This window comes from uncultured Microscilla sp. (genome assembly GCF_947493425.1).
Classification (GTDB): domain Bacteria; phylum Bacteroidota; class Bacteroidia; order Cytophagales; family Microscillaceae; genus Microscilla.
In genome coordinates, this window is the sequence record NZ_CANLRP010000023.1 from 1 (window position 1) to 12,596 (window position 12,596).

General features: G+C 40.2%; 7 protein-coding genes. 4 read left to right on the forward strand and 3 right to left on the reverse strand.

Features of this window, described 5'->3' with window-relative positions:
• Positions 1–511: 511 nt before the first annotated feature.
• From Q0954_RS08685 to Q0954_RS08695, 3 genes are all read right to left on the reverse strand, one after another.
• Entirely contained in the window at positions 512–805 is a 294-nt protein-coding gene (locus tag Q0954_RS08685; protein ID WP_299455930.1) for a hypothetical protein, read from the reverse strand.
• Between the two features lie 170 nt (positions 806–975).
• Positions 976–1,239, reverse strand: coding sequence for a hypothetical protein (locus tag Q0954_RS08690; RefSeq protein WP_299455932.1), 264 nt, complete (start codon positions 1,237–1,239; stop codon positions 976–978).
• A 143-nt stretch (positions 1,240–1,382) separates the two neighbouring features.
• Positions 1,383–2,576 carry a sensor histidine kinase KdpD gene (locus tag Q0954_RS08695; RefSeq protein ID WP_299455934.1) on the reverse strand — a complete coding sequence of 398 codons (1,194 nt, stop codon included), beginning with the start codon at positions 2,574–2,576 and terminating at the stop codon, positions 1,383–1,385.
• 402 nt (positions 2,577–2,978) lie between these two features.
• Here Q0954_RS08695 and Q0954_RS08700 point away from each other — a divergent pair, with 402 nt between their 5' ends.
• The 4 genes from Q0954_RS08700 to Q0954_RS08715 all read left to right on the forward strand — a co-directional run bounded on the left by Q0954_RS08700 (position 2,979) and on the right by Q0954_RS08715 (position 12,377).
• Positions 2,979–7,082 (forward strand): TOMM system kinase/cyclase fusion protein, encoded by a 4,104-nt coding sequence (locus Q0954_RS08700; protein ID WP_299455936.1) that lies wholly within the window; start codon positions 2,979–2,981, stop codon positions 7,080–7,082.
• Between the two features lie 172 nt (positions 7,083–7,254).
• Positions 7,255–9,153: a RiPP maturation radical SAM C-methyltransferase gene (locus Q0954_RS08705; protein ID WP_299455938.1), complete on the forward strand. Its 1,899-nt coding sequence runs from the start codon at positions 7,255–7,257 to the stop codon at positions 9,151–9,153.
• Positions 9,154–9,191: 38 nt separating this feature from the next.
• Positions 9,192–10,028 carry a hypothetical protein gene (locus Q0954_RS08710; protein WP_299455940.1) on the forward strand — a complete coding sequence of 279 codons (837 nt, stop codon included), beginning with the start codon at positions 9,192–9,194 and terminating at the stop codon, positions 10,026–10,028.
• A 120-nt stretch (positions 10,029–10,148) separates the two neighbouring features.
• Positions 10,149–12,377, forward strand: a complete 2,229-nt coding sequence (locus tag Q0954_RS08715; protein WP_299455942.1) for a TOMM precursor leader peptide-binding protein — start codon at positions 10,149–10,151, stop codon at positions 12,375–12,377.
• The last annotated feature ends 219 nt before the right edge of the window (positions 12,378–12,596 follow it).

A 12,596-nucleotide genomic window follows, 5' to 3' on the forward strand; every position in this document is an offset into this window, starting at 1 on the left:
AATCCAATAGATTTTAAAGATACATTGTCTATTGGAGCCATTCACAGATTTTAAAATGGAGGATGGCGAACATGTTGTTATTGAACAACTTAAATTAAGCATCAAGGTAGTTACTTTGATGACAAATTCATAACGATTTAATAGGTTTATTCACTTCACTATTTTCTTGAGCTATTTTTAGGTGAAGACTTTAAAGTAGTTGTTTTAATGGTTTGAATGTTTGATAGTTTGCGAGGAGGTAGGCTAATTAATGGCTTTGTAAATGACTGATTATAAGTAGTTTATGAATCGGTATCTCAGGGCTTATACCGTATAAGAGGAAAAGTGGATACAAAATATAAAAACACCATACTGTAGTATTGACAAGCGGTTTTTAGGATTGATATCAAAGTATGGTGTTGGTTAATTTTGCGTAAGCAAAGAATTAAAAAAGCATAACTGGCATTGGATCAAAAAAAGCTGGAGCCAGATGGTTTAAAGTAAAGATATTTATATAAGCAGTAATTAAAAGTTAATCGTTAAGCGCCTGAGCGATAAGGTTGATGCCCCAAGGGTGTTGAAAGCCTAATTTTTGAGCGCTTTCCCAGTCTTGGCGGGCTTTGTCTTTGTTTCCAATTTCTTTATAAGCACACCCTCTCATATATAAAGCATAAGCCAAATTAGCAAGAGCATTTATCTGGGCAATAGCCTGAGTATAATACTGAATAGACAGCTCATACTTTGCCTGATCAAATACTTGTTCGGCAGTGTCCATAAGACTAATGACACTTATAGGTGAGTGTGAAGAGTAATGTGTGCTAGTCATAGTTCTATGCGTTTGTTAATGATGTATTTGCCTTGATTTTTAATGACATTACAAATATAGATAGTTCATTTGATTTAAAATATTTCACTGTATTTCATGGGGGCAGCCGTAATAAGTTAAAACAATGATAAACTGTAACAAGCAGGCATAAAAAACGAGCATTTCATTGACTACGCTATTTCGATAGGTAGCTCAAAACCAAACCTTTGAGCTTCTTTCCAGTCTTTTGCTGCTTCTATTGCATTGCCTGTTTCGTGATAAGCACAACCACGCATATACAATGCATAAGCCAGGTTAGAAGGTGAGTTGATTTGTGGAATGGCTTGAGAGTAATATTCAATCGATAAAATATACTTCTCTTCATAAAATATGCTTTCTGCGGCGTTCATAAGCTCTACTGCCTTTTGTGCCGGTGTTTTTTTATAGTTCTTCATAGTTCTGTCGTCTTCTTGATTGTTTTGTAAAATGCATTGAATGCCTGTTCTTAAAAAATAGCATTGTTACATAAAGGCATATAGGCTGTAGGATTGGCCGCGAAGAAGAAGGTAATTGGCTGAGGTATAGATAGGCAGTGGATTTACTTAATTAACCACTCATACTGTTCTTGGTTGCTGGTATAAAGCGCTTGTTCAAGTTGCTTTTTCCATCGGTTATAGATGCTTTCTTGTTCAAATGTCATTGTTTTGAGTATACCCTTTATTTTACTCAGTTGGTATACTTCGTACTGTCTCAGTTGTATTAACCAAGGAGTGAGTAAATCTTTATCTTGTGAGGTGAAATAGTTGGAGCAAGGAGCACAGGCAGCGGGTGTTTTTCTGAGTACAGAAGTGTTGTTAGGTTGACTCAACTTGCCAGCGGGTAGGGTAAACCAAAATGTAGTACCTTTGCCTACTTGCGACTGAACACCAATAGTACCCCCTTGTGCTTCTACCGCAAGTTTGCAAAAGGTGAGTCCTATGCCAGTAGAATAAGCCCCACTGATTTTGGGTGAGTGATTTACCTGGTAAAACTTGTCAAATACATTTTTTTGAGCTTTTTGTGGTATTCCACATCCCTGGTCACTGACAGAAAACCTGACAGTGTCAGCATTTACCTGTTGGGTTTCCACCAATATTTTACTGTTTTGAGGCGAGTACTTAATAGCATTACTCAATAGGTTGGTCAAGGTTCTTTTTACCAACCGGCTGTCAGCGGCTACTGAAGTAGGGTGAGGTGGTGATTGAATGATGATGTTTTTAGCCTGTGCTTTGCCCTCCACCTGCGCAATTGCTTTGTCGATCAGGGTTGAGCTATGGAGAGGTTCAGGGTTTATGGGAAGTTTGACCTCCTCCATTTTTTCTACATCCAAAATATTCATAATTAAATCAAGCATGTGAGTCCCTGACTCATAAATGCGCTCCATATCGCTACCTGATTGACCATTTTCTGATAGACTAATGATATTGCTCAAAGGGGTTTTAAGATCATGAATAAGCATGTTGATCATTTGTTTTTTAAAGCAGGTAAGCTCGTCGGTAGGCGCAGGGTCTTGTGGGTAAGGCGGGGTGGTTTCTCTGGGCGTATTTAATGGGCGTATTGTTTGAAAAGCAGGTGCAAAGACTTGTTGTTGAGACATGTAGAATATTCCAGCAAATGTTGTACTTATGATGGCTACTGAAAATAAAGAAGGGGTAAAAAAGAAAAAGCTAACACCTGCCAGTAATATCAAAAATAACTTTTCTTCAGGGATGCACTGATACACCGAAAGTGAGTAACCCCGTGTTATTTTCATTTTTTTATCATTCATCATATCGTGTAATGTTCTTATATAAAATAGTTCTAATGCCTTCATTACAAACATACCCATATAAGACCGATAAAAATATTTCACCCTATTTCACCCTGCTTTAACGCTCAGTTAAATAAGCGCCACACTTTTATTTTAAACCTTAGGTGCCAAAAGTTTGAGAAAATGAGCTAAGTACTTGAAAAAGAGTGTTTTTTGTGGGTAATGAGAGGCTTAATTGCAGGGCATTATTACAAGGTTTTTTTAGAATTTTATTTTGCTTTTTGCTCCAATACTTTCTATCTTGGTTAAGTATCTGGCTATTTTTAATAAAAAAGGCTATCCTTCCCGGAGCTCATGTAATAATTCCTCAATAAAGTAAGGTTCATGTAAATCCCTAAGAAAGCGATGATAAATCCATCAATACCGAATTACACGCTATTAGAAAAAATTGGAGAAGGAGGCTTTGGTTTGGTATATAAAGCCAAGCAAAGCAATACAGGACAGTTGGTTGCTATTAAAGTACTGAAAAATGATGTAGGCATTGATGAGCAAAAGCATAGGCATCAACAAGCCCGATTTGAGCGTGAAACCCAACTTAGTGCAAAAATTAATCATCCCCATATAGTAAAATTATTAGATAAAGGCTATACAGAAACAGGTGAACTATTCGCTGTTTTTGAATATGTGGCTGGCGAAACACTCAAAGATTATATCATTCGTAATGGAGCTTTACCTGCTGCTGAGACAGGGGTCTTAATGGGACAGGCGTTAGACGCCTTGGTTTGTGCCCATGATCAAGGCATTGTGCACCGCGACCTTAAGCCTCAAAACCTAATGGTATCTCAAACCGGATCGCAACGCCATATCAAGATCTTAGACTTTGGTATTGGCGCGTTTACCCAAGAGTATCGTACCAAAGACTACAAAAGCCTCACTCTCACCAAAGAAATGGTGGGTACTCCCAGCTATAGTGCCCCTGAGCAGCTTCGGGGCGAACCGCCTACCGTAAAGTCTGATTTATATGCCTGGGGGTTAATTTTGATAGAATGTCTGACTGGAAAAACAGTGATGGAAGGCGATTCGATTGCTGAAATATTTCAGCAACAACTACAGGCAAGCAACGTACCTCTACCTGCTGCAATTTTAGACCATCCTCTGGCAAGTTTGCTGCGCCGGGTACTCGAAAAAAATCCTCAGTCAAGGGCAGGATCTGCTGCCAAGTTGTATGAAGATTATCTGGACATTAATTTTAGCTCTATAGTAGGCAAATTAGCCCGTGAATCTGCCGGGCAACTGGCTGATTATGAAGATGATCCTACCTTGGATAGTGACATGGATGTAGTGGTAGGGCGTAGCGCAAAACGACAGATTACAGTACTTTGTGTAAAGTTAAGCTTGGTGTTGTCTGATGACAATGACTTGAGCCTCGAATTATTGGATACCATTCAAAAAGATCAACTCAATGGGTGCCGTGACATTGCCATACGCTATGGAGGACACATAGCGGGAAGCTTAGGCGACAATATTTGTATATATTATGGCTATCCTGAGGTAAGCGACAATGATGCCCGACGCGCTGGAAGAGCTGCGCTTGAGCTGGTTACCCAAACCCAAAAACGCAGTGCATTGCTGCAGGCCTTGCATGGCATTTCGCTCGACATCAGGGTAAGTTTGCACGCGGGCGAAGTAGTAGTAAAACAAGCGCATACCCCTGAAGGGCTTACGCCCAATGTGGCCTTTAACCTTTTGTATCAAACCAAGGAACAATCGGTGTTGGTAAGCGAAACGACCAAAAAACTACTAGACCCTTTTCTTGAGTTCGAAGTAGCCGAATCTTGTTATTTTCCTAATATAGCAGGTGAGTTTAAAGTATATGCGCTGGTAGGAGAACGACAAACAGAAGCCTTGTCTTTTTTGCGCCCACAAAGTGCTGGGCGACAAATGATAGGTCGAGAGCAAGAGCATCAAATATTTGTACAGCAATGGCAAAAAGTAAAAGCCGGAGAGGGACAGGCAGTACTATTTAGCGGGCAAGCAGGCATTGGTAAGTCACGCTTGACTTATGAGTGTAAAAAACAACTTCGGGAAGAGGGGGTTGTAGTAGCAGAGTGCCGTTGTTTGCCCGAACACGAAAATAATGCGTTGTACCCGTTTTTTGACATGTTGCGTAAACATTGGGGTTTGCAAGAAGGTGAAAACCAAGATTTTAATATAGTAAGACTAGAGGATGTACTGACTCAGGCAGGATGTGATACAAAAATGGCATTGCCTATACTTTGTTCCTGGTTATCGGTACCCTTGTCTGATACTTATGAAGCAATACAATTGCCTGCTCCTGAGCAACAAAAAGAAATTTTAATGGATGCGCTCGAAAAACTGATCCTTAACCTTGGAGAGTCAGCATATTTCTTACTGATAGTAGAAGACTTGCACTGGCTCGATCCTACCAGTAAAGAATTACTAGAGCGATTGTTACATAACTTAGACCAACAAAACTACTTGTTATTGCTCACTACCCGCCCTTATTTTAAACCCTCTTGGTCGTACAACTACTTGGCAGTGATGGATTTGATGCCCTTGGAAATCAATTCGGTGAAAAACTTGATTGAAGGCGTGCTGGAAGGCAAAAAGGTAACTGATCCCACTGTACAATACATAAGTGAGCGAGCGGACGGTATACCTTTATTTATAGAAGAGTTAAGTCAGATGTTACTTGAGCAAGGATACTTGGTTTTAGACAGTGATGAATATCATTTGCAAGAAAACCTAGACGAAGAAGCCGTTCCGGTGACCTTACAGGCATTACTCAACGCTCGTTTAGACAAGTTAGGTTTAGCCAAAGAAACCGCTCAACTTGCGGCTGCCATTGGACGTAATTTTGACTATGATTTATTAGTCCGGTCTTCGTTGCGTGACGAAGCATTGGTACAAGCCGATTTGCACCAGCTCATGAATGCCGATTTGGTTTATCGTCAAAGACGTGTACAGGGCGAAAGTTATATTTTCCGTCACGCCCTTATTCGTGATGCAGCGTATGATGGTATGCCCAATGCCCTGCAGAAAGATACTCACCAACGCATAGCCACTACGCTGGAGAGCGAGTTCCCGTACGTTCAAGAGGAGAATCCCTTCGAAGTAGCCAGGCATTTTGCCGGAGCCGAACTATTTTCAAATGCGGCTGATTATGGGTTGCAAATGGTGAAAAAACAAGTCGATGGTTCATCCAATCAGGAAGCTTTATTGGTAAATGAAAAAGTAAAAGGTTGGATAGAGCAGATTACATCATTGACCACAAAAATTGAAACTGAACTTACCTTAAACAACACCGTGCTGCCTGCATTTATGGCCATTGAGGGTTTTGGTGGAAAAAGCGTATTGCAAACAAGCAAGCGCAATGAAGAATTGATAGATAAAGTAAAAACACTGGATAGCACACTATCTAATCATAACCTTGAAGCCTTGGCTAACAACACTGAGTGGGCGTTATTTTTAAATTATCATTTTCATGCCAAACGTAAAGATGCGCGCAAAATAGCTGAGAAGATACTACAAAGTGCCCGAACTAAGGGTGATCGTATGAGAGAAGTGGCCATTTCGCCTATGATTGCTCAGGCATTCTTAATTGATGGCGATTGGGCATTGGCAAAAGAAGTGTGTACAAGGGTGTTAGAGATATACAATGAGGCAACAGATGTAGAAATAGGCATTGCCCATGGGATGGAGGCTAAAAGTGCCGCCAACTTTATTTTGGCGCGTATTTATTGCTGCTTGGGTTATCCTGATAAAGCCATTGGTTACATAGAAAATGCCATTGCCTGGGCTGAGCAAACCAAACACCTGGTAACTACCACCTTGTCTTACAACTACAAGGGCATTATAGGAAGCCTAAGGCAAGACAAAAATATGGTGAAACAAGCAGTGACAGATCATAATGCCAAACACGCGGGGCTTTCAGAAGGAAATTGGGTCACTATTCATTTGCTAATGCTCAACGACTGGAGCAATAACAAGTATGACTATGCTGCCCAGTATGTAAAAGATTCTTTAGCGTCTGGACAACACTATGCTTTAGGCTACTTTGAACCTTACCTTGCAGAAACTTACCTTGACCAAAAAATGGTACAAGAAGCCATTGACTTGATGGAAAACTCAGTACAGCGTTGTTTGAAACACGAAGAATGGGGAACATTGCCTATGGTTACCAGGCGATTGGCGTTGAGTTATTATGCCGCAGACCAATGCCTAAGTACAAGGGTGAAAGAACAAATCACTGAGTCGCTGAAGCTTGCCCAAAAACAACAAGTAAAATGGTTTGAGTTTGAAGCCCTGATTGACTATGCCAATATTTTGCTGGAGTGCAACGAGGAAGTTATAGAAGAAAAGGTGAAAATATACAACCAACTTGAAAGCGTAATGGATTTTTTCAAAAGAGAAGGAGAAGCCCAGGAGACGCTACAGTGGAAACGTGCAGTCAAGGTTTTAAATAATATTAAGAGTTTGAATAACTAATAGATCACGTTAGTTTGAGCAAGGAAGCAGGTGAAGGCTCATATTGTAAGCAATTAATTTTATAGAATTGTAGGATAGAACAACAGTAAAAAATACTAAATATCTGCTTTAATTACTTAAACAGTGCACTAGAATATTTTCATAGAATTACGAACTCTAAAAACAGTATCAAATGAATCAACCTACACCTGATACCGACTTATTGAGTTATCTAAAACAGCAAATTGACTCAGTAGTACACCAAGGTGACATACTTATTATTGTACCTCCTTTTTATAATATTGGCTTCATAGCTCTTGGACCTTATTTATTACAAGCCATTGCTAAAGAACATGGGTATAAGGTTGATGTCTTACATCTGGACTTGTTGTTGGCAAACCTCATCGGGATAGAAGATTACATAGAAATTCAGGAAAGCCCGTCATTTTGGATGTTAGGCGAGAGGATGTTTGCCCGAAGTGCGTATGGTTTACCCGCATTGGGTGAAGACAGTGCCCAAACCAACGAGCACTTTCATACCATAAGCCCTACCAATAAGGCACAGATGTACTTGAACCACGGACATGCCTTTGATTTAGAAAAGTACCAAAAACTAGAAGAGCAATGTTACCAGTTTGCGCAGTGTGCAGGCGCCATCATTGCAGGGCTTGACTATACTATAGCGGGTGTTTCGTTAGGGTTTTGTAATCAAATCAATGCTGCGGTTGCCTTTATCAATCACATTAAACACCATGCGATAAAAACGACTACTATTATAGGTGGTAGCTATTGCGAAGGAGAAAAGGCTGAAGCCTTGTTTTCTCTAAGTGACAAAATTGATTATATTTTTGAGGGAGAAAGCGAACTCACATTTATTGAGTTTATTGAACACACCCTCAGCAAACGACCTTACCCCAATAGGCTCATCAAACCCAAAAAAGCAGTCCCTTTAGAAAAACTCCCCATTGCCAACTATCAAGCGTATGCTCATCAGGTAAAAACTATCATGGGAGAAGAGTACTATGAACACAAAGTAAAAGCGGTATGGTATGAAACCAATCGAGGGTGTTGGTGGGCAGAAAAAGCCAAGTGTACATTTTGTGGTATTACAGAAATAGGCTTTCGACAAAAAAGCATTGCTCAAATTGCCCAGGATTTAGAAAAAATAAAAGCCCAGGTTCCAGACAAGTTTTTGTTTTTTACCGACCTGATTATGTCAAGTGGTTTTCCTGACAAACTATTGAATTATAGCGCCGACACAGACAGTTATCCTGTGTTAGGAATGCAACTAAAAGTAGGGCGTACGATAGAGGAGGTAGTAAAGCTCCATCAGATAAACGCCAAATACATTTTGCCAGGAGTAGAGGCATTCTCTACTAGTTTGTTGAAAAAAATGAAAAAAGGAACCACTGGCAGGCAAAATATCTATTTTATCAGAAATGCCTATTGCTTTGGTATCAGTACACAGTATTATTTATTGTGGGGTTTCCCCGGAGACACCGCCAAAGAGTACACTTCTTTGTTAGACATGATTCCCTCGCTCAAACATCTACAGCCTCCCCAACTGTTTGATGGTGCCCAAATAAGCCGGGATGCCCCTTACTTTACTAACCCCGAAGAATACAACATCAAAGCATTGACTTACTGGAAAGTATACGATATGATATTTCCTAAACAGGCCAATATCCAACAGCTGGCCAATTACTTTGTAGGAGATTATGAATCATATTCTTACGAAAATATTCATTTAATGGAGGCTATTCAAAAAGAAGTAGCCGACTGGAAAAAAAATTGGGCTACCTGTAAACTGAACATGATGTTTTTTATGGGACGGTATATGATTTATGACTCACGCAAAGTAACCAAACCAGAAGTGGTAAATCATGTGGTAAGCGAAGAAGAAGCAACAAAAATCATGAGCTATCAAAGGCATCAAACGGGGCAATCACAAGTGTTGGATTGGGCTTTAGAACATAAATTGGGGCTTTTGATGGATGGTTGGTACTTGCCATTGGTTACCGCTACTCCAGAGCTATTGTTAAAACTGAACGAGTACAGCAAAGTAGAAGAGGCAGTAAGTGTATTAAAATAACTAAATGAACATAATCTTAAACTTAAAAATTATTTGTTATGACGCAGAGTTCTGTGAAAAATTTTAAAATCAAGAATGAGGTAGCTCAAGGAGTACTCAATGAAATTCTTGACTTATCGGTTAATTTTTTGACTTTAATGGCTTGTTTAGGCCAAACCGAGTATGCAGGGGATGATTTTGCCACTGTAGCTGATTTTGAGCGCAATCCGCAAAACTACCTGACAAAAAATGACAAAAATAAAATGAAATGGAAGAAAACACCTGATCGGCTTAAACAGTACAATGGAGTAGGGATGAAAATTCCTAAAAATACTTTGATTATTTTAGACTCTAACATTCTTTATCCAGTAATTTACCTCAAAGAAAAGTCTGACACCCAGTATGGAGTAGCTTCCAAATTTACTACACCAACGATTGAAGATAAAGACAATATTTTTATTGTAGGCGAAGAAAGCCTGGACATGGCAGTGATACAAAATGTAAGCAAGTACGTAAGGCGTGACTTGAACAACACCCGCATTCAAAAATTGGAAGAATCGGTAAAAGTAGAGCAAACTTACCTTTTTTCTGAATTTTTAGGCTTGCTAAACATTACTGGTGGTAGTCCTGCACAGGAGCTAAAAGCAGCCCAAGGACACCGAATGACTACTATTATTGAGCAAAATCCAGAAGACCATACCGTAGAAAAATATTTGCAACTCGACTACTATGATTGTTATGATTATACTCAACCTGATGGTTTGAACCCTGATTCGAGCTTTGAAAAAGGAGGAAAGTTAATCATTATGATGCCTTATATTTCGGCCAGGCATGATATGCTGGGGCAATTATCATTTGGTGATACTGATCCTGCCATTATTCTAACCACTACTTAATTGGTAAACTTATACACCAATCAAACTTCAGAAAGTTGGGCAGTCATCCCCAGTTTTCTGAAGTTTATTATAAGAAAATAAACCACCATTTTTGGCACAAAATTAAACTTAAATAACTAGTTGAAAAACCAACAACTCAACCCATCTTATCACTTCGAGGTACTCAACAGTGATTATACCTTATTGGTTTCTGAGAGTAACGAAGTGATGTTTTCTAACAAGTTAAGTAATGCTATATTAGCCGAAATAGTCCAAAACCAACCTTCTAAAGAAGAACTAATTGCTGAATTTTCGGCGAGTGATGTGCCTTTGTTTGAAGTTATGCAAGTATTGGTTAAACTTGAGCAAGCAGGGTACATAAAAGAAGTAAGTGATTTTTTTACCCCTGAACAAGCAGCTTATTGGGAGTCGGCAGGGTTCAATACCACGCATTTGGCGCAGGTACTACAACAAAAAACTATAGGCTTGATAAGTGTTGGAGTAGCACAAGAAGCGTTTGAAGATGCTTGTCGCCAAGCTCAATTGCAGTTGTCTGCTACACCTGATGTATACCTGGTCATTACCAAAGACTATAATCACCCTAAACTTAACCAACTCAACCAACAGTTTGAACAAAGTAAAACCCCTTGGCTATTGGTCAAACCTACGGGACAAACTTTATGGTGGGGACCTGTGTTTGTACCAGGCAAAACTGCTTGCTGGCAGTGTTTGCACCATAGGCTAGAGCTACACAACCCTATCAATAAATTTTACAGAAATATCAAAAACACGGATCAAGCACCCTCCAAGCCCTTGGTGAGCCATCCCGCAACTTTTCAAATAGCGACGGGTTTTGCAGTACTTGCCTTGGTAAAATGGTTATATCACCAACCAACCGACGTGTCAGAAACCCAAATTACTTCATTCAATACCCAAACTCTTGAGCAACAACATCATACCGTCGTCAAGCGCCCTCAGTGTAAAACCTGTGGCAATGCTACCGTCAAACCACCCCAACCTATTACTTTACAGCCCGTGTCGGTTGCTTCTACCTTGGGGGGCTACCGTGCTGAATCGCCAGAAGTGAGTTTTCAAAAATACAAGCACCATATTAGTCCCATATCAGGCATTATCTCTGGTTTGAAACCTTATGGTATCACTAGCCATACTGATATTCATAATTATTCATCAGGGCGAAACCTTGCCCTGCAAAGCGTGTCTATGTTTTGGCTAAACCACCACTTGCGTAGTGGCAATGGAGGAAAAGGAAAAACTGATATTCAGGCAAAAATGGGCGCTGTTGGCGAGGCAATAGAACGCTATAGCCTCATGTATCAAGCAGGGGAGAGGTACAGCATCAAAGCTACGCTTGACGATTTACCAGAAGGTATTCACCCCAATAAGTGTATGAACTACAGCAAGGCACAAATGCAAAACAGAGATACTACCAATATCAGCAGTGCTAAGTTTTATGAACTTATTCCGGTTCCTTTTAACACTTCAGAAACAATGGATTGGACTCCTGTATATTCATTGACCCATCAGAAATTTAAATATTTGCCTGCTTGCTTTTGTTATGCCCAGTATCCGGCTAAAGATGAAAGCCAATTATATGCTTACCCCGATTCTAATGGTTGTGCAGCGGGTAATACCATAGAAGAAGCTATTTTACAGGGGTTTATGGAATTAGTAGAGCGTGATGCAACGGCGATATGGTGGTATAATCGTCTAAAACGTCCTGCAGTAGACCTTAATACTGTAAACAATCCTTATATCGACAAGATGAGGGCATATTATGTGTCGAACCACCGTAGTTTGTGGGTATTAGACATTACCAACGACTTAGGAATTCCCGTGTTTGTGGCGATATCACATTGTTTGAAGGGTGACAAAGAAAAAATACTGTATGCTTTTGGGGCACACCTAGAGGCCAGTATTGCGGTAGAACGTGCAGTGATAGAACTGAATCAATTGCTGCCCATTGGAGCTTCAGAGAAATACTTGACTCAGGATCAGTCTTTTATAGATTGGTTAGATACTCAAACTTTGGCAAACAATGACTATCTCTTGCCCAGGCAAGGAGCAACTAAAAATATCCAAACCGACTATCCTAAATTATGCAACCCAACCATTTATGACAGTGTAAAGTATTGCATAACTACTGCCCAACAACAAGGCTTAGAAACATTGGTGTTAGACCTTACCCAGCCTGATATAGGCTTGCCAGTAGTGAAAGTAATGGTACCTGGTATGCGGCATTTTTGGCGCAGAACTGCACCTGGTCGGCTGTATGATGTTCCAGTAAAAATGGGTTGGCTGAGTCAACCATTGGCAGAAGAAGCACTAAACCCGGTCAGCATATTTATTTAAGTAACGTGTTCGCAATAACTGTCCGATTCAGAATAAATCCGCTTTACTGCCTTTCGTTACCCCGGCAGTTCCGCCGGGACTGTAAGTTTTTATTGCCCGTAGCGCTGCCCCGAATCAAGTTCGGGGTTCAAGCTCTACGAGCGCAAAAACCGATAGCTGCAGCTACGCTGCGCTGAGCTCTGCCAAAGGCTAAATGCCTCAGTCAGTTGTGCGTATTTG

Excerpts from the sequence above, each read along its gene's own strand:
- Q0954_RS08685 (WP_299455930.1), bottom strand. The coding sequence starts at position 805 with ATGACTAGCACACATTACTCTTCACACTCACCTATAAGTGTCATTAGT.
- Q0954_RS08690 (WP_299455932.1), bottom strand. The coding sequence starts at position 1,239 with ATGAAGAACTATAAAAAAACACCGGCACAAAAGGCAGTAGAGCTTATG.
- Q0954_RS08695 (WP_299455934.1), bottom strand. The coding sequence starts at position 2,576 with ATGAAAATAACACGGGGTTACTCACTTTCGGTGTATCAGTGCATCCCT.
- Q0954_RS08700 (WP_299455936.1), top strand. The coding sequence starts at position 2,979 with ATGATAAATCCATCAATACCGAATTACACGCTATTAGAAAAAATTGGA.
- Q0954_RS08705 (WP_299455938.1), top strand. The coding sequence starts at position 7,255 with ATGAATCAACCTACACCTGATACCGACTTATTGAGTTATCTAAAACAG.
- Q0954_RS08710 (WP_299455940.1), top strand. The coding sequence starts at position 9,192 with ATGACGCAGAGTTCTGTGAAAAATTTTAAAATCAAGAATGAGGTAGCT.